This is a genomic window from Streptomyces sp. NPDC001634 (assembly GCF_040298185.1).
Taxonomy (GTDB): domain Bacteria; phylum Actinomycetota; class Actinomycetes; order Streptomycetales; family Streptomycetaceae; genus Streptomyces.
In genome coordinates, this window is the sequence record NZ_JBEOZU010000005.1 from 117,518 (window position 1) to 138,033 (window position 20,516).

Genomic DNA, 20,516 nt, shown 5'->3' on the forward strand with positions numbered 1-20,516 from the left:
TCAATCTCAGTCACAGCGATTACGTGAGGGTCTCCTCACCAGTTGTCGACGTTGCTCCATCCGCTGCCGATGCCTCTGCTGTCGGCTGTTCCTGATCGGCGGATTGGGTCGTATCGAGTTGGCCACCCACAAGCTGTAGGGCTATCTGAGCACGGACGGTGTTCCGCAGACGCTCTTCGCTGATGTTGTCGGAAAGGACCGTGGCGGCCTTCAGGCGGCGGTCGAAGCGGCTGTCGTCGCGAAGCATCACGCCTTGGGAACCCATGTCCCTGCGAGTTCGGTTGGATTGGAGGAAGAAGACACCGGCCAGAATATCGATGACGGCTCCCGAAGTCTGAGTGACGATTGCTCCATAGCGGTTTCCGTTGGTGTCTGCATGGAGAATAGCGAGCCAGACTCCAAAGAGGAGGACTGTCGATCCGATCACGGCGAAAGCGAGGCTGACAAAGAAACTCAGCTTGGCTTGGGCGAGCCCGTGTGTATAGATCCGAGTCAGCATTGATTCCTGGGCGTCTGACTCAAGTAGCCTAGCAGTGCCGGGTTGCTCGGCCCCTGACTGAGATCCTGTTGAGGAAATGTGGATTGTTGCCCCGGCGCCGTGGACGTGGAGGTCGCGAAGGCTGGGGTCCTCCAGCTGGCGTAGGGTTTTCTCCGTCTCGGTCGTGAATGATCGACCTGCAGCCCACAAAAGCGATGCGAGTACGCCAGATATGCCGAGAAGGATTGCGGCAGCCGCGACTCCGCGGTCATACCAAATCTGGGCCTCATAGTTATAACTGCCGAAGGATGGCCCGTTTCCTTCAACAAGCGCCCATAAAACGAAAGCAAATGCCGCGGATAGAATTGAGCCTATGGCGGCAATCAGAGGTGTGCGCAGTTTGCTTACCTGTTTTACTACCCGTGCTGAGGTGGATGGCGTGGCCTCGCCTTCCGTATTTCTCTCTGTGTCGGACAACGTCGATCGCGCCTCTCTAAGGACCACAGTCCAGGTGCCGCAGGAGTTGGCGGTTACGGCTTCCCAGGTCAGATCTCCATGTACGCGACGACGATCACCATGCCAAGAGCGGTTGCGTAGAAGACGACCCGGGCCGAACCCTGGCGATAGTCCCGCAGAAGTGGGGCGTTCGGCAGGGGATCGCCGATCTTTGGGTTGACGGAGATGGCCACCAGGAGCGGATCGAGGTGCTGCAGCTCCTGGTCGCCAATCGCAGCGAGCTGCCGCTCGGCGACTTCGTGGAAGGTGATCTGCGCGCGCCGGGGGCCGTGTTCAGGCAACGTCGTCAGCCTCGTCCTCGATGGGCGGCATGCCCCGCTCGGCGCGGATGTCCTCCCACGGCCGACACTTGTCGAGGTCGATGCCCTCGTCTGCCAGCTGCTGCAGCACGTACGCGAGGGTGGGGTTCTCAGGGAACTCGGCTCGCGCCGCAGCGCGCAGCCCGTCGGCCTCTTGGGGGTCGAACGCAATGCGTGCCATGCCGGTCCTCCCGGGCTGTCTCACGGTCGAGGGTACGCGCGCAGTCAGCGGTGGCGCACCCTCTTCGCAGACTCGCTCCATGGGAACTTGATCATGGCCGGTGGGCCGGTGGGCCGGTGGGCCGGTGGGCCGGTGGGCCGGTGATGAGCCAACAGCAAGGCATTCTTTGCGCGGCTGGTGCGGGCAACGTACGTGTGATGCGCCAGAGTTTCGCCACCCCTTGGAGTCCCAGGACCGAGAAATCCCAGCACGCGCCCTGGCGAACCCTGGCGAATGCCGGTATCCGCGAAATCCACAGAGTCGTGCGCGGTAGCGTCCGCCAGGTGGCTCGGTTCCGCCCCTCTGCGTCTCTCCTGCTCGTCTGTTGAGCAGGGGGAACTGAGAGAGGTGGGAGGTGAGTTGATGGACCAGTCGAAGGGGCCCGCGTGGTTCCGGCGGCATCACTGGTGGATCCAGTTGGCACTGGAAGCCTTGGCCGTGGCTGGGACGATCGTGGGCTGTGCTGAGCCGTTCATGCGCTGAGAGGTGGATGATCGGTGGTCCGGTCGGAGGGGCCTCTGGTGCGGGCCCGGCCGATGGGTGCTCGACCGGGCCCACTGCCCGCGTGGCCGGCCTGGCTCCGGTTGCCCCCGGGGCCAGGCCGTCGCCGTACGCGGGAGTCAAAAGGATCCCTCCAGGCGGTGCGTTTGTACCGCTGCGTAGCGCTCACCCCGCGCTACGCCAATCTAGCGTGAGGCTTGATCCAGGTGATCGTTTATGCCCACGAATCCGGGGTTGTTAATGGACGTTAACATAATGGAGTTGCAGGTCAAGCGGCGGTGAGGTGGCGAATCCTGGCGAAGTTCGTGATCTTGGGATTCGCTGTGTCCGGCTGTAGAGAGCCCGTAAGGGAGCGTCGGGCAACTCGGTGCGCTGCGGCGCGCAGGTCGTTGGCCCCTTCTTGGTCGAACACAACGTGTGCCATGTCGGTCCTCATGAGCTGTCTCACGGTCGGGAGTACGCGCGTGCCTATCGGTGGGGCAGGACCTCCCGCCAGATCCCTGTGGGGCAGTGGATCATGCTCCATGGGCCTATGACGGGCCAACAGCCCATGATCGCAGCGTCGGCCGGTAGGCTGTACCCGCTCCGCCCCTGTTGGGCGGGACGGAGGTGGGTTGCCCGAGCGGCCTAAGGGAACGGTCTTGAAAACCGTCGTGGCGCGAGCCACCGTGGGTTCAAATCCCACACCCACCGCTCCGCAGGTCAGAGACTTGCAGGTCAGAAGGGGTGCCACCCTCCAGGGGGGCACCCCTTCCGCATGCACCCTGTCTCACCCTGACTCGCCCGTATCCCGGGTTTGACCAGCCCGTGCGGCCAACCTGCGGCCAGGATTCACGACCCCTCGGCCCCGCTCTCGTGCTCTGCCAACCCCTGCTCGATCAGCGCGTTCATCCTCGCCTCTTCTCCGTCCAGAACCTTGGCGTAGTAGCGCTGAAGAACCGCGACACTCTGTCCCGCGCGGCGGGCCGTCTCGGCGAGGCTCACCCCGGACCGGAGCCAGAACGAGACGCAGGCATGCCGCAGGTCGTACGGGATCGCGGCCAGCGGAGAGGCGATCTGCGCCGGGGTGAGCGCCTTCCGCCGGGCCTCCTTCCACACAGCGCCGTACTCCTGCGACCGAACCGGGCCACCGCGTACAGCGCTGAACAGCCGGCCATCGGCAGTAGTCCCGAACGTGTCGATGTGCTCCCGAAGGATGGCGACCAGGACCGGCGGAATGGGCACGGGCCGCACCGCACGCCGGGCGCGGTGCTTGAGTTGCCGCTCCTCGTACGGCTTGCCGTCGTCAGTCCATGCGGACCCCACCTGTGGCCGGGCGCCGGCGAGCATGAGCCGTCCCCAACCCTCCTCGGGAAGGTCGCATTGGTCGGCACTCAGCATGGACACCTCCTCCGGCCGCATCGCCGCGTAGTACATGCACGCGAAGAAGGCGACGAGGTGAGCACCGCGTGGACCTTGCGCACGCACCGCGTCCAGTAGCGCCCGTGCCTGTGCGGGCGTCGCCACACTGCGCACGTCCAGCTCTTCCACTGCCTTGGGAGTCTCCCAGTGCACGCGGAGTAGCGGATTGCCGGGCAGCAACTCGTGCTCAACTGCCAGGCGCAGGCAGTTGCTCAGCACCGCGCGGCGGCGTCGGAACGTGTTGGCGGCGGCAGGCTTCCCGTCCTGCCGTTTGGCTAGATGCTCTAGCACCGTGCGCACGCGCTTGGCGCTGTCCAGATCGACCACGGCCGGCGAGTTGCGCTCCACCCACGCCAGCGCCTTGGCTTCCGCTTCCGGTGGCTCTTGGTCGTGACGCCCTGCGTTGAATCCCCACTGGTAGAGCGCGCGGCGCAGGACTTCATCGTCGGGACGTCCCTTCTCCGCCGGGCACAGAGCCATGGTGGCGATGGTCAGGCTCTCCGCGATGCTCGCTCGGTGCTTCGCCGCGGCCGTTGGCCACTTCCGCGCGGCGTGTGCGCGGGCGTGGGCGTACCAGCTCTTGCGATTCCTTTCGCGTAGCTCAGAGACGGGAAGCCCAGTCTCCGTGTCGAACGCCTCGCCCTTACGAGTCGCGGTCAGCAGTTCCGCGCGGCGGCCATCTGCGAGCGTCTTAGTGGCGAACTTCTCCTGGAACTCTTCTCCATCGACCATCCAACGCAGTTGGAATGGGGCAGCCTTGCTGGGGCGCTTACGGATGTTCCAAATGCGCACGTCGTAGCTGTGCATCGTGCTCCCTATTGGATGAGGGGCACCGTTGTTACGGTGCCCCTCATGCGGTCAGGTCAGGCGGCGATCTCGTGTTCGGCCCACCAGGCGTCAAGGTCGCTGCGGCGGCAACGGATCTGACCGTTTGGCAGCTTGATCAACTTCGGGGCCTTGCCACGGGCGCGCATGCGGTAGAAGGCGGCGCGGCTCATCTCGATCTCTTCGAGGACTTCGGGGAGCTTGAGCATCTGAGGGCGTGCCACGGTCGACTCCTTCGAGGCATCGGTCATGGCGGGGCTTGGGGCCCCGGCTCAGGGGGTGTGGATTCTTGTGGGGCTCGCGCTTGTCCGAGGCGCGGATTTCTGCGTCATTGCGTCATCAGCGTCATTCGGGCTTCTGACCTGCGGTTCTATGTGACGCAGTGGTGCGGGGGTGCGTCATCGGCGCGTCATGGGCTGTGTCATCGCGTGACGCAGATGACGCAGGATGACGCAGAGGCCGTCGTCTGCGTCATGGCTGTATCCGCAGGTCACGGGCCGTTTTTCCGTCTGCATGACGCAGATGACGCAGCGTCTCCCCTCTTAGGACAAAGAGGGGGTGTCTGTTGTGGTGCGGTGCGCCTTACAGCGTGAAGAAGGAGCCGCTGCGCGGCGCGTCCTTTGGGCGGCGTTCCGCCGAACAGCAAGAGGAGCACGCCCGGCCGGTGGTGCTCTTCTTGCTTGTCCGCGGGGCGATCGCGGCGCGGGTCAGAACATCGGTTTGTGCTCGGGTGGGGGCGGGGCCGGTTGGCGGGTCATTTCGAGGTAGCGGCCCTCGCTGGTGCGGCCCGAGTCGATGAGGACACCGCGAGCGGCCAGAGTCGGTTGGAGGCGCTTGAGACGGTCGGAGAGGACCTTTCCCGTGGTCGGCCACCCCTTGGGCAGGGGACGCAGGTCCTCGCCGCTGTAGAGGCGGCTGAGGCAGTGCAGCCACTCGGTGGACGTCATCCGCTGCGCCGCGCCCGGCTCGATGGTGTCGGCGTGCCGGAGGACGGTCTGAGCGAGGAGATCGCCCTCGATGACGTCGTCGTTGAGGTCATCCAGGCTCCGCCGGTAGGCGGCGAGCGCTCCCAGGCCGGTTGCTGCGTCGAGCTGCGCGCACAGGTGCGCGAAGTCGGCCATCCGCAGGTCGGTGGGGGTCTCCGCCTCGGCCGCGCGGACCTTGACTGTGAGGTCCAGGAGCGAGCCGAGCACGACGGGCAGGACCTCGGCGTACTCCGCCCATAGTTCCGCCTCGGTGCGCCTCACGCGGGGCCGCTCCAGCCGCAGCGGCAGGAGCCGTTCGGCGAGGTCGGGCCGGATGACTCCCACGTCGATACCGGTCAGCAGCAGGGGGCGGCGGTAGCGAGCGCGGAAGACGTCCCCGTCGGTGAAGAGAGCGCGCTTGACGTTCTCGGCGCCGGTGACGATGCAGCACATGGCGTCGGACAGGTCCGGCGTCATGTGGGAGAGGTTGTCCAGGGCGGTGACCCATCCGGCCGCCACCGCTGCGATCAGGTTCTCCTCATCCTTCGGAGCCCGGCGCAGGTCCCCGCTCATGCCCTCGATGATCCGCACGAGCATCCGGCCCCCGGTGGACTTGCCCGCACCCTGCGGCCCGGTGAGGAACGGAGCGGGGACGGGCACAGACGGCTCCAGGCAACCGATGAGCCAGGCGATAGCCAGGCATTCGGTCTCGGCGTTGGCGAAGTTGCAGAGCCTGAGCAGGAGGTCGATGCCCTTGCCGTTGGTGTCTTTGGCCGGCAGGGGCAGTTCCCCAGTGAGCTGCGTGCGGCGCCAGCACACCTCGCGAGGGTCGGGGATGGCGACGTCCCAGCCGGTGGGGTGGATACGGACCGACCGCCCATCGCTACGTCCCAGGTCCAGCCACGTCGCCCCATCGAATCCGGGGGCTACGCGGATGTGTACCGGCTGCACGTCCTCGGTCAACGCGAGCGCTTCGATCAGATCCAACGCTTCCTTGAGCGCGGTGCCGTTGAACACGCCGAGCCCGTCCTTGAACAGGCCGACCATGAGTTCCTGGCGGTGGCTGCCCGTGGTGCCCTGGGAGCGGATCGGGCGGGCCACGGGGTGGCCGTTCTTCTGCGCGTACACGGTGCCGTCGGCGGTGCGGAAGTACCGAAAGTGCGCCTGCGCGTAGTCGGTGATGACCTCGCGGGCGGGGTTCTTCTCGTCGTCGGACATGGTCACAGTCCCAACCTGGTGCGGGCGTTGGTCCACGCGTCGGTGCAGTGCCGGGGCGATTCGCCCTTGGCCTGCGCGGCGGCGAACAGCCGCGCCACGTGTGCGCCGGTGAGGCAGCCGCACCGGCCGTGAGCGGACAGCACGGCGAGGAACGTCCGGTAGACCGTGGCATGCACCCCCTTTCGGGCCTCGGTGATGCGCTGCTCCGCCATGGCGATGCCACGTTCCAGATAGGCGGGCGTGCGGTGACGGCACTCCCCCTCCCCGGCCGGTGCGGGCACGGTGAGGGCCTGCGACGCCGGCCGGACGGCGGAGGACTCCTTCACGGCGAGCGCGCGCACGACCTCCGGCAGCGCCGTGATGGCGCGGGTGCCGGGGCCGCGCCACCGTACGTAGGCCATCGTGGACTTGATGTCCACGCCATCTCGCACGGCGTTCACGGAGCGCATCGTGCCTCGGTAGATCCAGTGCTCTCCCCGTGTGGTGGGTACGGTGCGGGTGGCGGGCAGGGTGGCGCGCGCCCACGCGACAGCCGCCGCGTTGTCGAGATCCACCACCGTCAGCCCGGCGCCACCGGGGTGGTAGGCGACAGACGCCGCCGCACGCCATGCCGGCGACCACGCGGGTGAGGCGATGACCGCAGGGTCGGTAGTGGCGGCGGCCCACGCGTGGCAGGGGGCAGGGCAGCGGCAGGGGCCCGCGCTCTTCATGTTCGGGCGTCCACCGCAGGCGTTGTCCGCGCAGGCGTGGCAGTTGCCGAACGGCACCTTCCCCCGCAGGGGCAGTACGGGCAGCCCAACGGCGGCGAGGCTCAGCGCCACTCGCCGGATGCCGGTGTGTTGGGTCATGCTGGAGCTCTCCAGTTCCTTGGATGGATGCTGGCTGGCAAGGGCGGTCCCGCGACTTTGGCGAGACGAGGGGGCCGCCCTTGGCGTAGCTAGCCGTGGAAGTGGTTGCGCTTGAAGACGGCTTTGCGGATGTTGACCGTGGTCCCGCCGTGATGGCCGCTCGCGCTGAAGACCTGCACGGCGATCCAGCCGCCGAAGATGACGGCGGCGAGGATGATGAGCTGGTGGATGAGCGCGGCGAGGGCGGCGATGAACGTGGTCAGCAGGATCAGCCCGCCGCAGATGGCGCCGAAGCCGATGCCTCCGAGGGCGATGTTCACCGCCGTGCGGGACACGGCCGGTTTGGTGGCGGCGGGTTCGGGTTTGGTCGGCTCGATGGCGTAGCCGGTGACGACTCGCCCGTCGGGCAGGACCACGCTCGCCACGGTGGGCAGGGTGCCCGGCTGGACGGCAACCAGCGGCGCCGGCGCCACGGCGGCGGGCGGTATCGGGGTGGGCTCGTGGACTTCCACAGACCGCTGGACGGGCGCGCGGCCGGTGCTGTCGGGGTACATGCGGAATCCCTTCCGGTGGTGGGACAGGGAGGCAGAGACACCCCCTGCGGGGAGGCTTCTGGAGGGGCTTTCAAGGGTGCTGACCGGCGGGCCTCCCTGCCTCCCTGAGTGATCATTTGTGCAGGTCAAGGCCAGGGAGGCGGGACAGGGAGGCGTTCAGGGAGATCTCCCTGCCTCCCTGACCCGGGGGAGGTGCGGCTCCCTCTACTCAGAGGCGGAAGCGGAATCCGTCTGCGGGCGGTTGGCGAGTGCTTGGGCGACGCGGTCGCGGCCGACGACCATGCGGCCGTCGGACTTGTACGGTTCGGCCCCGGCGTCGTCGAGGACGCGCTTGAGGTCGATGAACGACCAGCCGCTGTAAGCGTCTGGGTTCAGCGCGGCGAGCCGGGTGATGACTTCCTGGGTGCGCACCCGCGCGTCCGTGCCGAGCACGGTCGCGATGTCGGCGAGCGGGTCTCGCTTCTCGCCCCGCTCGATGGCGTGCAGGGTGGCGACGGCGTTGCCGCGCAGGGCCTTGGCGCGGTCGGTGATGGCCTTGGCCTGGTCGTCGTCGATGTAGTGCGTGCGCACCGTGATGGACGACTGCCCGGCCGGGATCTCGATGCCGTCCGAGGCGACGACCAGGGTTCCCTTGTCCAGCCCTTGCCGCAGTAGGTGCGGCGCGGCCCCACCGTCCACAGCCTTGTCCCCGAGCGCCATGCGGGCTTGGGACTCGGTGCCCAGCGCGAGCGAGGCGCGCGTGTGAGCGCCCTCGCGGACCAGCTTGGGAAGGTTCTGATCGGTGGGGTCCTGGGTGCCTTCCCACAGGATCACGTCTACGGCGCGGCCCTGGTTGTGGACCTTGCGCACGGCCATGAAGTAGCGGGAGGTGGCCTTGGAGCCGCCGTAAGGGCGGCCGTCCTCGTCCTTGACCGGGCACATGAACGCGACTTGTGCCTCGTCCACGATGCCGATCAGTGGCGGGAAGACGGCTTTCGGGTCGGTCCGGCGGGCGTCGATCCGCCGGTTCATCTCCTCGACCAGGCCCTCAACCATCTCGGTCGCCTCGATCACGTTCTCATCGGCCGGGCCCTGGATCAGGACGGTGGCGAGCCCGTCGAACATGGCCCAGTCGCCCACGCCCTTGAGGTCGGCGATGCGGAACTCCACCGTGCGATCCAGCGCGGCCCACAGGGCGAGCGCGCGCAGGGAGGCGGTCTTGCCCTGGTTGGACAGACCCGTGATGAGCAGGTGCCGCTGATACAGGCTCAGCGCTGCCGCGTCGCCGCGCAGGTCCTGACCCCAAGGGGCGCGGCCCTTGGCGTAGCTGGCGGTCAGGGTCTCGTCGGTGACCAGCGGAGAGGGGCCGATCGGCTCATCCAGCGCGCCCGAGTCGGCGATCCACAGCCGCACCGTGCGGGCAGCTTGCGGGATCGTGATGAACACCTCGTGTTCGTGCCGGGTGAGGTTCTCGGCGAGCTTGCGGCGTCGGTTCTGCACTTCGACCGTCGACACCCCAGAGGGGAGGGTGACGTCGACTTCTACGCCGCATCCGGCGATCCGGATCGGTCCGAGCATGGACGCGCCGGCATCTCCCATCTCCTTGATGGCGTTGCGCAGCGCGGGCACCCCGAGATCCCGCAGGGCCTTGACCACGATCGACGGCGTGATCGGCTCCCCCTCACCGCTGCGGACGTTGGCGGGCAGTGCCCAGTTGGGGGCGGCTTTCTGGTGGGCGCCGACCGACCACAGGGCGAGCAGGGCGAGGAACGGGCCGATCGAGATCAGCGGTCCCCACACCACCTGCACGATCGTGATCATCAGGTTGATGAACTTGATGACTGCCATCAGCGGGGTGACGACTTCGGTGGCGTCCTTGGTGGCGATCGCCATCGCCACCCCGAGCAGGACCAGGCCACCGATGCCCATACCGGCACTGACGGCCGCGCCCTTGGCGGCGTCGAGTGGGGAGTGCAGGAGGTCCATGCGGCGGCGGTGGCGGGCTTCGCGGTAGCGCTGCCCGCGCTCCTCCCACTCCGCGGCCACCTCGTAGTTCCCGGCGGTCTCGGCGGCGCGGAGCATGCGTTCGTAGCGGGCGGCGGTCCGGCCGTCCCAGGTCCGGCGGGCCACGATCCGGGCGCCGCCGGCCACGTAGATGCTGTGGCGGGCCACCGCACGCGCGGCGGTGACGGTGCGCTCGTGCGTCACGGCCGTCTTTATGGCGCGCCCGGAGCGCACCCACAGCGGCACGGGCGCGGGCGGCGCCGGGTCGGGGACCACGGTCAGCGTGGTCACGGTGGCCGGTTCGGCAGGCGGGTCGGTGTCCTTGTACAGGTGAACGACGTTGTCGCTCATGATGGAAAGGCTCCTGACTGCCCCGGCAGGGGCGGGAAGTTGAGGGAGTGTCGGGGTGGCCGGGTCCGTGGCAGGTGCGGCCACCCCTGGCAGCGGGGTGCGGGTCAGTGGCCGTTGCGGGCGCGGTTCTCCGCGTGGCTGAGCTGGGACGGGCCGATGCGAGGGCCGTCGAGCCAGCAGAAGGGGCGGAGGCCGTCGGCGGCCTTGAAGACGCGGATCGCGGCACCCTCCGCCGCGTGCGGCAGGGGGTATACGCGTCCGCGATCGAGGGAGGCCAGCAGGCGGGCGGCGTGGTGCTCGCAGCCGTCCGCCCCGGCGTTCTCCCTGTCGAGTACGGTCACGGCGAGCGGGCCGTCACATGGGGTGGGGTCGTCCGGGTGGGCCGCGGGGCAGCGGCGGTTCATGCTCACCACCACCCCGACGACTTCTTGGCGGCCTTGGCGGCGGTGGCCTCGTTCACGACCCGCTGCCGCTCGGTGTGCAGGGCGGTGATCTCCGCGATGAGCCGGGTCTCCGCCGCCATCCACGCGCTCTCCAGCCGTCGGTCGGCGCGGTCGGTGCTGCGGCCCCGAGCTATGCGGTAGGTGCCGCCGGCCAGCGCGGCGAGTATGGCGCGGCGTTCGGAGTTGTTCAGCGGCCACATCTCGCGCTCGCGGACCGCTTCCAGCTTCCGGTTCGCCTGCCGGATCTCCCGGTCCAGGCGGCGGGTGTCGGGCTTGCCCATTTCAGCTACTCCTCACGGAGTCGGTGGGGTCGGGGTAGGCGCAGGGCACGCAGATGCCGAGTGAGGGCGGGATGACGTATCCGGCATCGCGTCGACATTGAGGGCAGGTGCGGCGAGCTTGGTTGGCCTTGGCCAGTGCCGCCCACTTCGCATCCGTCATGGGACGGACCGGTTTGGCCAGGTCGATGCGGTAGAGGTAGGCGACCAGCGGCCCACGGCGGTGGCGCGGGCGCTGCAACTCGGCAGCCACGTCCTGACCGCCGGGGCGCAGACCACGCGCCCGGAGCTGTCGACGGGTGGCGTATCCATCCGGGGCCAGGCGCCACCGGAACACCGGCAGCGCCCCCATCACGCCACGCGCTTCCATGAGGCCCGCAGACGGACCTCAGAGGCAGAGTGACCGGCCGCGCGGAATCGAGCGGCCATCTCCCGATACGACAGGGCCGGGGATTCGCTGCGTCGGATCTCGTCGACCAAGGCGTCAAGGGCCTCGTCGGTGAGTGCGGGTCCCGCGTCCAGTGCGGGAACGGGCTCCGTGGGACCCCATACCGGGAGCTCCCAGCGGGGCGTGACTCCGGGCGTGACGCGGGTCGTCACGCTGGTCAATGCCCTTCCGGTGTCCACCCCGCTGCGGGCCGTCTCCAGCGTCGACCACGCCCGCGAGAGCGTCTGAGCGGTCTTGGCCTGTACGCGTGCGACGCGGGCCCCGGCCTGCGTCACGGCCGTCAGCCGGGTCTCCTCGGTGGTCGCTTCGGCGCGGAGCCTGGCGCGAGCCACGGCCGCCTCGTCCCGGGCTTCCTGCCGGATACCGTGGATGGCGTCCAGCGCCGCCGGGGTGAGAGCGGTACGCTCCCACAGCCCGTGGACCAGCCACAGCGCCTTGGCCGCGACCGGAAGCCACGCCACGGCCAGCCACGCGGCGCGGCCGGAACCATCGGCGGTGAGCGCGTGCGCGACCAGCACCCCGGCCGCGATCAGACCGAAGGACCAGCCGACAGCGGTGACCGCGTGGCTGTGGTCACCCTGCGCGGCCAGGCGCCGTTCGTAGGCGAGGGTCGCGAGCCACCCGCCGTCGATGCCGATACCGACGACCAGGGCGACGGGCCACGGCACCGCCGTGCCCAGCCACATCACGACCACGGCCAGGGTGAGGACCATGGACACGCCCGTCATCGCGACGGCGGGCAGCACGGTCTTCGCGCTCATCTTGGCGCTCACGCGGCGCCCCCCGGCATGCTCGCGCCGGCGGTGCGGTTGGCCAGGTCCCGGCGGGCGGCGAGCAGGCGGCGCCGGGCGCGGCGAATGCGCTGGGTGTCCAGCTCGGTCGGCGTGCGGTCGAGGGTGATGATCTGCGCGTCGATCAGGTCGACGTCCGCGAGGATCGCGGGCAACTCCAGCTCGATGGCGTTCAGCTCCGCGTCCGTCGGCTCCATCCAGTCGGCGAACGCGGTAACAACGTCCTGAACAGTGACGATGTGGTCCATTGGGTCGTGGTTCCTCTCAGCAGTGGAACGGCCCGAACAGCGCCCCGGAGTTGCCGCTCCGGGGCGCGCGCCGTTGTGGGTGGGTGGTCAGTCGGTGATGGTGATGCCGGTGCCGGGGCGCCGCTGACGGCTTAGCTCGTTGCGGATCGCGGTCAAGGCGTCCGCCCTGCTGACTGGGTGGTCGAAGTGCGCCGTGTCCGTGACCTGCTCGCGCTTGCCGGTGTCGAGGTCCGTGACGGTGGCGGTGAAGCGGTAGCTGCGCTTCATGCGAGATCTCCCGTCTCACAGGTGATGCTGCATCTGGGATGCAGCGGAAAGAGCGGCCATGAGCGAGGGGCCGCGGTGCCCCGGACCGGACTCGAACCGGTCGGGCTGCCGTACGGGGCACGCCGGTCTTCTCCGCCTTGTTTCCGACCCCTTCGGGCAGGCGGACCACGGGTTACCGGCAGTTCCCTGTGTGAAGCTGTCAAGGACCCAGCAGCTCAGGGCCCCAAGTGGAAGCGAGCTATCCCGAACCGCACGGCCTGAAGGCAGCCCAAAGAAGGCCCCTTCCGGCCCGCTGTCCTAGGACTGCGGGCGACCTGAGAAGAAGATGGCACGCAGTCCTGGGACTGTCAACAGTCCTAGGACTGTGCTTCACTGGTTCGCGTTGAGAGGAGTTCTGCGTGGCACCGAAGTGGCGCGACCTGGCGGACAGGTTTGCGGAGAAGATCAAGAGCGGTGAGTATCCGCCGGGCGCCCAGTTGCCCCAGATCAGAGACCTGGTCGAGGCGGGGGAAGGCTCCAAGGAGACCGTCCACAAGGCGTACAAGGCTTTGGAGGCTGAAGGTCTGGTGACCTCGACGCGCGGACACGGCACCGTGGTGCGTCCGCGTACTCCGCTGAAGCGGCTCGGCATCGCGCGGTACGACAAGGCGAAGTGGCGCGACGGCGACGAGGTCGCGTTCATCGCTGACCGCGTCGCATCTGGTCGCGCGTACAAGCGTGACGAGCAGACGCAGACGGTGAGCCGCGTCCAGGCAGACGCCCTGGTGGCGGAAGGGCTCGGTGTCCCAGTTGGCTCTGAGGTGTATGCGCGAGCGCGTCTCGTGAAGGAGGGGACGCAGCCGACTCACACTCTGACCAGCTACTACAGGCCGGAGCACGTCGAGGGGACGCGCATCGTTGACCCGACCCCGGGCCCTGCCGGCCGTGGTGGCGGGTACCGGGTCCTTTACGACGCCGGATACGAGATCGACCACATGAGAGAAGCCCTGTTCGCTCGCAACCCCACGGCTGACGAGGTGCAGCTTCTCCAGCTCCCCGTCGGTGAACCCGTAGTCGAGCTGCACAGGACGACCTACACGGCAGACGGCACCGTGGTCGAGTTCGCCGTGGGCGTCCACTCGGCTTCTCGATTCGCGTGGGAGTACGACTTCAAGGTTCCGGACTCAGCACAGGACAGGAAGGGACAGGAATGATCTCGGCACAGGTATGGGCGGATGCCCGGATTCTGTGGGACTACCACCGCATGCACCACGACCTACGGCCCTGCTCAGTGGCCGTTGGTCTGGGCAGTCACGATCTGGGGGTGGCTGACGTCGCGGCGGAGCTGTATCACCAGGGCATGGCGCCGGTCATCGTGTTCACGGGGTCCACCAGCCCCACGACCCGGGCGCGCATGCCACGCGGTGAGGCTGTCCACTACCGCGAGCGAGCGTTGCAGCTCGGCGTACCCGACTCGGCGGTGCTCCTGGAGCCGCGAGCGACGAGTACCGGTGAGAACATCGAGTTCACGAAAGCGGTGCTGGCAGACGCCGGCGTCAAGGTCTCGTCCGTCCTGCTCGTGAGTAAGCCGTACGAAGAGCGACGCTCGTACGCCATGATGCGGAAGCTCTGGCCCGAGGTCGAAGCGGTGTGTGCGTCCACGTCGATGGGGCTGGAGGAGTACGCCGACTCCATCGGAGACGCTCGCATGGTGATCGACATGATCGTGGGCGCCCTGCAACGCGTGCTCGTCTTCCCCGGCTTGGGTGCGGCCATCGAACAGGAAGTGCCGGATGCCGTCGTTGCCGCCTACGAGCGGCTGTGTGGCGAGGGCTTCACCAGCCGACTCCTGCCAGCCGACGTTGCCGCCCGTCCTGATGTGTGAGGCCGCGGGGCGGCAGGACTGCACCGATCGCCCGCGCGTCTCACAGGCGGGTGCCGGCGACGAGCCAGCGACTGAGGTACAACCTTCTTCACAGGGTTCAAGCGCGGGCTGGCCCCTTGTGCCCGGCCCTCTGCGCCTTCGGCGCCCAGGCCGGGCCCCTGGGGCCGCAGCAAATTACGGCCCTGAGTAGAGACCTGATCAGCTGCTCAAGGACATGCCTCCGGCGGGGGCGCTACGGCACCGGGATGGACGGGCACCGTTCGCGGGTGCCGGCCGGTGCCTGGCGAGCGTCGTGGAGCTCCCATCCCGTCCGCCTTCGGCCCAGGCAGAGCCGAGCAGTCGCGGCCCAGGGCGTCAAGGTCGTTCGTACAGTGGCGCGCTCCACCTTGACGCCCTGAACCACGCCCGCTCCACGGTGTGTGGGCCGAAGGCGGACGGGATGGAAGCTGGGGTGAGGGGGGTCCCGATCCCCTCCGCGAGTGATCGGTGGGTGCGGGTTACTCGAGGACGCCTTCGTGGAGCTGGGCGAAGAGTTCGGTGTTGCGGGTGTAGTCGACGGGCACGTCGATGATGGTGACGCCGGGCTGGACCCGGGCCTCCCGCGACAGGGCCTCGCCAAGGACCTCGGCGAACTGCTCCTCGGTCTCCACCCGGTAGCCGTGGGCGCCGAAGGCGCCGGCGTACTGAGCGATGTCGTAGTCGCCGAGCTGGACGCCCGAGGTCCGCCCGTACTTCAGCTTTTCCTGGAAGCGGACCATGTCGTAGCTGTTGTCCCGCAGGATCACGTGGGTGAAGTGCAGACCGAGCCGCGTGGCGGTCTCCAACTCCTGGGCGCTGAACAGGAAGCCGCCGTCGCCGGAGACGGACACGACCTGCTTGCCGGGACGCACCATGCAGGCCGCCATGGCCCACGGCAGGGCCACGCCGAGCGTCTGCTGACCGTTGGAGAACAGCAGGTGGCGCGGTTTGTAGGTGCGGAAGTGACGCGCCATGAAGATGTAGTTGGAGCCGACGTCGCAGGTGACGGTCGCGTCGTCGTCCACCATGTCGCGCAGCGTGAGGATGACCGCCACCGGGTTGAGGCCGGCCTCCGTGTGGTTCGCCGAGCGTGCCCCTTCGTCTGCCTCCTTCAGCGCGCGGCGCTGCTCGGCGAGCTCGCCGAGTACTTCGGCGTCCAGGGTCAGCCCCGACACGTGGCCGGCCAGGGCGCGCAGGGTCGCGGCAACGTCCCCGCGCAGCTCGATCGCGGGTTGGTAGTGGTTGTCGACGTTCGCGGGGACGGCGTCGATGTGGACGACAGTACGGGTCGGATCGGTGTTCCACAGCTTCGGGTCGTACTCGACGGCGTCGTATCCGATGGTCACCAGGACGTCGGCATGGGAGATGACGATGTCGCCCGGTTGGTTGCGGAACAGGCCGACACGGCCGAGATAGTGGTCCTCCAGTTTCCGGGAGACCACCCCGGCCGCCTGGAACGTCTCCACCACAGGCAGATCCGTGGCCTCGAGGAGGGCGCGGAGCTCCGCGCACGCTTCGGGTCCCGCGCCCCGGACGCCGACGAGGATCACCGGGCGCTTGGCGTCCCGGATGAGCCGGGACGCGTACTCGATGCTGTCGGCCGGTGCCGCGCCTTGAGCGGGGACGGGAAAGGCCCGGGGGATGCTGGCGCTGGTGGGTGTCGCCAGTACGTCGGAGGGCAGCACCACCGCGGCGGATCCCCGGGGTTCGGTGAGAGCCGCGCGGAGGGCGTTGGCGACCGCTTCGGGCACGTTGTCGGCGTCGTTGACCTCGCCGGTGTACTTCGTGAACGGCTTGAGGGCGGCCGTGGCGTCCATGGACTGGTGGCTGCGCTTGAGACGGTCGGCGCGGGGCACCGCGCCGCACAAGGCGACCACCGGATCGTGTTCAGTGTTCGCGGTGAGCAGCCCGGTCACGCTATTGGACGTACCCGGACCGGAGGTCACCACGATGGCGCCCGGAACACCGGTCAATCGGCCGACGGCCGCCGCCATGAAAGCGGCGTTCTGTTCGTGGCGGCACACGACCAGCTGGGGACCGCCGTCCACCAGGGCGTCGTAGATCGCGTCGATCTTCGCGCCGGGCACTCCGAAGACGTGGCTTACGCCGTACGCCGACAGCACATCGACCGCACGCTGGGCGGCACGTACTTCTGACTCGGGCATAGGAATGCAAGCCCCTCTTTGAGATGGAGAGAAGGTCCGGGGGGTGGACTTCAGCCGCCCTCCGCCTGGCGGATCTGGTCCGCGAGGTTGGAGGGGGTGAGGTCTGAGCTGAGGAACTGCTCCGTCGTCGGCATGCTGAGATGCAATTCGGAGCGCTCGGTGAGAGCGATCGTTCCGTGATCGAGCCTGAAGTCAAGGCAGTGACCACCGCGCTCGTGCGCGTTGTCGATGAAGTGCAGGTGGTAGCCGGCCACGGAGATGCCCTGCTCGTAGTCAGGGGTCCGGTAGCCCGCCAGGGTGCCCGCCACATCGGTGAAGGTCGTCTCGGCCTGCCCTTCGGCGGCCTCGGTCAGGGGCGGGTAGGGCGGTTCCTGCTTGTGCACGGTTCGGGTGCGGACCTCGCCGAAGTGACCGGTGATCTTGATGGCGTAAATGAGGTTGGGGCTGCGCACCATGCCGTCGATGACCGCCGTCAGCTCGCTCCGGGTCGTCGGGGATGCCACTTCTCTCGTCGTGTCGGCGCTGAACCAGGTCATGGCCGCAAAGGGCGACAGGTCCCCGGGGGCGGCGACCTCCGCGGAGCCGTCGGCGCGCAGGTGGTAGCACACCCCGTCCAGGACGAGCATCTCGCCGTCCAGCCGGTTGAACGTGCCCAATCCGAAGTCCCCGTGCCGCAGCAGCTGCGCGACTGACGCGTCGCCCTCGTATACGCCGTCTATGAGCGCGCCCATGGTGGAGCTTTGGTAGACCTGCCGGGCCCGGTCGGCGTCGTGACCGGCACCGCTGCCGCCGTTCCAGTGCGACAGAACGGTGCGGACGAACCTTCGGAAGCGATCCCGCGGGCTTTCCTCTACCGTCATGCTTCGCCTCTCCCATTTCCCTGGGCGAACATCCGTGCGCCGGGAGGGCCGCGTACACGGGCGCTGTCCGGCCTTTGCCGATGCCTTGGCATCACGGAGAGTAGTCAATGTTGCAGCGCGCAGGGATAAATCCTGATGTTTCGCTCCTGCAACATGCTGTCCGCATCCTGCATGGCACGCAAGCGGAGCGATCTGACCTCCGAGCTGCCCAAATGGAGCCATCCATGGATTCGACGTCTGTGCTCCTCGCCCGCCAGGACACGGAGGAACTCACCGAACGGTAGCGAGGCTGGTAAGTCAGCTGCGGCGCGTCCTCCTGGGGCCGTCTCGGGGCCGTGTAAGGGCGCTCAACAACGACCAGCGCTGACAACCACCGACAGCCAAGTCGCAGGTGGCAGGTCGCAGCGTTGATCGATGACACGGCCGCAGGTCAGAGACCCGGCCCTTCACTTTTTCGGCTTCTAGTCGGAGCCGAACTTGCTGTTCACGGGTCTCCCTGAAGGATGTGAACATGATGTTCGTCAAGACCGCTTGCGGCTGCTGACATCAGCGGCTGACACCAACGAGCACGAACAGCGGCGGTCGAGGCCGGACGCCAGGGAATGGTCGGCCGAGGCGCACGGACGGTTGGCCGACGTTGGTAGGCCCCTTGATCGACCTGATAAGGATGAGGCTGGATCTCAAAGCCTGCGCCAGCGTGGGCGTCGTCATCGACCGATTGATGGCGCCCCGCCGGCTTGACGCAGTCATGTACGTCGGATGACCAGTACGGCGACGTCGTCGAGGTGGTCAACCGCGACCGCGGCGTCGAGGATGCGGTCGGCGGTCTCCTCGGCGTTCAGTCCGTCGTGGAGGGCCCCGCCGGCCAATGTTCCGGCGCGCTCCAGTCCGGCGTCCAATGTGAGGCCCGGTCCTTCGACCACGCCGTCAGTAACCAGGACCAGCGCGCTGTCCTCGTCCAGGGTGAAGGTCTCCTCGCGGTACTCGGTGCCGGGCACGACTCCCAGGACCGGCCCGCCCGGCAGCTCGCGGATGCTGTGGCTGCCGTCCTTGCGCGCGTACAGCACCGGTACATGGCCGGCGCTGGCGCCGGTGACCCGTCCGTCGCGCGGGTCGAGGTGCAGGATGGTGCAGCTGGCGAATCGTGCCGTGCCCATCGTGACGAGCAGCTCGTTGGTGCGCGTCAGCACGGTTGCGGGATCCGGTACGTGGGCGGCGATCGCGCGCATGGAGGCGCGCACCTGTCCCATGGCTGCGGCGGCGTCCACGTCGTGCCCTTGGGCGTCGCCGACCGAGAAGCGCACACACGACTATGTGCGGCACGGCACCACGAATTTGCTGCCGGCTTTGAACGTCGCCACCGGCGAGGTGTTCGGCGAGTGCAAGCCGAACCGGAACAGCGCGACCTTCCTGGCCTTCTTGAAGAAGGCGGTGAAGCCCCACGCCGGCAAGGAGATCCATATCGTGCTGGACAACCTGTCCACGCACACCACCCCGGACGTCAAGGCATGGCTGGCGAAGAACCCTGACGTGCACTTCCACTTCACCCCCGTTGGCTCCTCGTGGCTGAACCAGATCGAGACCTGGTTCGGGATCATCACACGGCAATCGATTCGTCGAGGAACGTTCTCCAGCGTCCACGTCTTGATCAAGCAGATCCGTGACTACATCGACTCCTGGAACGCCAACTCGAAGCCCTTCACCTGGACCGCGACAGCCGACGAGATTCTCGCGAAGGTCCGACTTGTTGCGACCAGTGTGAGGAAACTCGTCAATAACAATGCGAACTGACACAAACAGGATCACGAGACACTAGGACCCGTGGGAGGGCCCATCTCGGTGAGGTCGTGCTCTACAGCGGTGACGTACAGGATGCCGATGCTTTGCGCCTCCTGACGGCAGAAGATGACGGCAACAGCGGCGTACGCACCGGGACCTTGGCGGCAGCAGGGGACAGCCTTGAGCCCTTGGAGTAGCAATGCGGCAGCACGCACGTAGCTGTGAATGAACTCCTAAAGCGGGTGTCGGCGAGAACCGCAGTGGGGCCACGCAGTGCGGGTGAACTACCGAGGCATTGGGGACAGATCCGGGCTGGGATGGCTTCCCGCGGCCATCCTCTGGCCAGCATGATCCGGACGATGCGACCCAGGGCACCTAAGGCGCAGGTCAAAGCACGCCTGGCCGTGGAAATCACACTGGTCTTGAAAACCGTCGTGGCGCGAGCCACCGTGGGTTCAAATCCCACACCCACCGCGTAGGTGAACGGCCCCTGACCAGGCGTATCGGTCGGGGCCGTTCTACTGCCCGGTGTCCGTGGGTACCCGCTGTTCCCCGTTGTTCCCCGTCTGAACGGGCACGACTGGGGTTTCCCGTCTGAACGCGCACGACTGGGGCACGGCTTCTGGAGCGAGTTGAGACGTGCGAGTGGCGTCGGATCGGGCCATCGACTCACTGCCCGCAGGCGCATCCGACTGCTGTCGGTGCTTCCTCGCCGGCCTGGCTGGTGCAGCAGCCGTCACCGGTCGCGTTGGGGTCGGCGCTCTTGTCGAGGGTGTCGGCGTCGGCCTTGACGACGTAGACCTCCCAGGGCTCCTGACCGGGGCCGTGGACCCACACCTTGTCCTGGAGGGCGTAACAGCAGGAGGTGTCGTTCTCCTCGAAGGTGGCCAGGCCGGCGTCCTTCAGGCGGCTGGTGGCGGCGGTGACCTGCTCGGTGGACTCGACCTCGACGCCGAGGTGGTCGAGGCGGGTCTCCCGGCCGGGCTCGCCCTCGATCAGGACGAGCTTGAGCGGGGGGCTCGGCGATGGCGAAGTTGGCGTAGCCCTCGCGCCGCTTGGCCGGTTCGGTGCCGAAGAGCTTCGAGTAGAAGGCGATCGACCCTTCGAGGTCGCTGACACGCAGGGCGAGCTGAGCGCGGGACATGGCAAGGCTCCCATCGGCTTGTATTGATGTCTGTCGATACATATAAGCTTGT

General features: G+C 67.9%; 21 protein-coding genes, 1 tRNA gene and 1 pseudogene. 4 read left to right on the forward strand and 19 right to left on the reverse strand.

Annotation, left to right across the window (positions count from 1 at the left end; genetic code table 11):
* Positions 1-19 precede the first annotated feature (19 nt).
* The 3 genes from ABT186_RS04905 to ABT186_RS04915 all read right to left on the reverse strand — a co-directional run bounded on the left by ABT186_RS04905 (position 20) and on the right by ABT186_RS04915 (position 1,474).
* A complete protein-coding gene (locus ABT186_RS04905; protein ID WP_351923558.1) occupies positions 20-955 on the reverse strand; it encodes a TRADD-N-associated membrane domain-containing protein in 936 nt (311 codons plus the stop codon).
* A 68-nt stretch (positions 956-1,023) separates the two neighbouring features.
* Positions 1,024-1,275 (reverse strand): hypothetical protein, encoded by a 252-nt coding sequence (locus tag ABT186_RS04910; protein WP_351923560.1) that lies wholly within the window; start codon positions 1,273-1,275, stop codon positions 1,024-1,026.
* Positions 1,268-1,474: a hypothetical protein gene (locus tag ABT186_RS04915; RefSeq protein ID WP_351221199.1), complete on the reverse strand. Its 207-nt coding sequence runs from the start codon at positions 1,472-1,474 to the stop codon at positions 1,268-1,270. The genes ABT186_RS04910 and ABT186_RS04915 overlap by 8 nt, the downstream gene beginning before the upstream one ends.
* Before the next feature lie 1,148 nt (positions 1,475-2,622).
* On the opposite strand from ABT186_RS04915, the gene ABT186_RS04920 reads away from it, so the two are divergent.
* A tRNA-Ser gene (locus tag ABT186_RS04920) sits at positions 2,623-2,707 on the forward strand.
* A 138-nt stretch (positions 2,708-2,845) separates the two neighbouring features.
* Here ABT186_RS04920 and ABT186_RS04925 read toward each other — a convergent pair.
* The 12 genes from ABT186_RS04925 to ABT186_RS04980 form a co-directional block, all read right to left on the reverse strand.
* Positions 2,846-4,222, reverse strand: coding sequence for a tyrosine-type recombinase/integrase (locus tag ABT186_RS04925; protein WP_351923562.1), 1,377 nt, complete (start codon positions 4,220-4,222; stop codon positions 2,846-2,848).
* Between the two features lie 56 nt (positions 4,223-4,278).
* Positions 4,279-4,464, reverse strand: a complete 186-nt coding sequence (locus ABT186_RS04930; protein WP_351923564.1) for a helix-turn-helix transcriptional regulator — start codon at positions 4,462-4,464, stop codon at positions 4,279-4,281.
* 483 nt (positions 4,465-4,947) lie between these two features.
* Positions 4,948-6,423 (reverse strand): AICE element replication initiation protein, encoded by a 1,476-nt coding sequence (locus tag ABT186_RS04935; protein ID WP_351923566.1) that lies wholly within the window; start codon positions 6,421-6,423, stop codon positions 4,948-4,950.
* A gap of 2 nt (positions 6,424-6,425) precedes the next feature.
* A complete protein-coding gene (locus tag ABT186_RS04940; RefSeq protein WP_351923568.1) occupies positions 6,426-7,271 on the reverse strand; it encodes a bifunctional DNA primase/polymerase in 846 nt (281 codons plus the stop codon).
* 89 nt (positions 7,272-7,360) lie between these two features.
* A complete protein-coding gene (locus ABT186_RS04945) occupies positions 7,361-7,825 on the reverse strand; it encodes a hypothetical protein (protein WP_351923570.1) in 465 nt (154 codons plus the stop codon).
* A gap of 204 nt (positions 7,826-8,029) precedes the next feature.
* Entirely contained in the window at positions 8,030-10,159 is a 2,130-nt protein-coding gene (locus ABT186_RS04950; protein ID WP_351923572.1) for an FtsK/SpoIIIE domain-containing protein, read from the reverse strand.
* Positions 10,160-10,263: 104 nt separating this feature from the next.
* Positions 10,264-10,563: a hypothetical protein gene (locus tag ABT186_RS04955; protein ID WP_351923574.1), complete on the reverse strand. Its 300-nt coding sequence runs from the start codon at positions 10,561-10,563 to the stop codon at positions 10,264-10,266.
* A 2-nt stretch (positions 10,564-10,565) separates the two neighbouring features.
* Complete coding sequence (locus tag ABT186_RS04960) at positions 10,566-10,883, reverse strand: hypothetical protein (RefSeq protein WP_351923576.1); 318 nt, start codon at positions 10,881-10,883, stop codon at positions 10,566-10,568.
* A gap of 1 nt (position 10,884) precedes the next feature.
* Positions 10,885-11,232 carry an RRQRL motif-containing zinc-binding protein gene (locus ABT186_RS04965; protein WP_351923693.1) on the reverse strand — a complete coding sequence of 116 codons (348 nt, stop codon included), beginning with the start codon at positions 11,230-11,232 and terminating at the stop codon, positions 10,885-10,887.
* Positions 11,232-12,089, reverse strand: coding sequence for a protein spdB (locus ABT186_RS04970; protein WP_351923695.1), 858 nt, complete (start codon positions 12,087-12,089; stop codon positions 11,232-11,234). The genes ABT186_RS04965 and ABT186_RS04970 overlap by 1 nt, the downstream gene beginning before the upstream one ends.
* 8 nt (positions 12,090-12,097) lie before the next feature.
* Positions 12,098-12,367 (reverse strand): DUF6284 family protein, encoded by a 270-nt coding sequence (locus ABT186_RS04975; RefSeq protein WP_351923578.1) that lies wholly within the window; start codon positions 12,365-12,367, stop codon positions 12,098-12,100.
* A gap of 87 nt (positions 12,368-12,454) precedes the next feature.
* Positions 12,455-12,634: a hypothetical protein gene (locus ABT186_RS04980; protein ID WP_351923580.1), complete on the reverse strand. Its 180-nt coding sequence runs from the start codon at positions 12,632-12,634 to the stop codon at positions 12,455-12,457.
* A 398-nt stretch (positions 12,635-13,032) separates the two neighbouring features.
* On the opposite strand from ABT186_RS04980, the gene ABT186_RS04985 reads away from it, so the two are divergent.
* Together ABT186_RS04985 and ABT186_RS04990 are read left to right on the forward strand one after the other, a co-directional pair.
* Positions 13,033-13,827, forward strand: a complete 795-nt coding sequence (locus tag ABT186_RS04985; protein WP_351923582.1) for a GntR family transcriptional regulator — start codon at positions 13,033-13,035, stop codon at positions 13,825-13,827.
* The gene (locus ABT186_RS04990) at positions 13,824-14,498 is read left to right on the forward strand and encodes a YdcF family protein (RefSeq protein ID WP_351923584.1); all 675 of its coding nucleotides are present in this window, start codon (positions 13,824-13,826) and stop codon (positions 14,496-14,498) included. Before ABT186_RS04985 ends, ABT186_RS04990 begins: the two co-directional genes overlap by 4 nt.
* Positions 14,499-14,995: 497 nt before the next feature.
* Here ABT186_RS04990 and alsS read toward each other — a convergent pair whose 3' ends face one another.
* From alsS to ABT186_RS05005, 3 genes are all read right to left on the reverse strand, one after another.
* A complete protein-coding gene (gene alsS / locus ABT186_RS04995; RefSeq protein WP_351923585.1) occupies positions 14,996-16,681 on the reverse strand; it encodes an acetolactate synthase AlsS in 1,686 nt (561 codons plus the stop codon).
* Positions 16,682-16,731: 50 nt separating this feature from the next.
* A complete protein-coding gene (gene budA / locus ABT186_RS05000) occupies positions 16,732-17,541 on the reverse strand; it encodes an acetolactate decarboxylase (protein WP_351923586.1) in 810 nt (269 codons plus the stop codon).
* 746 nt (positions 17,542-18,287) lie between these two features.
* Entirely contained in the window at positions 18,288-18,791 is a 504-nt protein-coding gene (locus tag ABT186_RS05005; protein ID WP_351923587.1) for a PP2C family protein-serine/threonine phosphatase, read from the reverse strand.
* Here ABT186_RS05005 and ABT186_RS05010 point away from each other — a divergent pair.
* Positions 18,769-19,332 carry an IS630 family transposase gene (locus tag ABT186_RS05010; protein WP_351923588.1) on the forward strand — a complete coding sequence of 188 codons (564 nt, stop codon included), beginning with the start codon at positions 18,769-18,771 and terminating at the stop codon, positions 19,330-19,332. The genes ABT186_RS05005 and ABT186_RS05010 overlap by 23 nt on opposite strands.
* A gap of 657 nt (positions 19,333-19,989) precedes the next feature.
* Here ABT186_RS05010 and ABT186_RS05015 read toward each other — a convergent pair.
* Positions 19,990-20,464 (reverse strand): annotated as a pseudogene (locus tag ABT186_RS05015) (ArsI/CadI family heavy metal resistance metalloenzyme).
* Between the last annotated feature and the right edge of the window lie 52 nt (positions 20,465-20,516).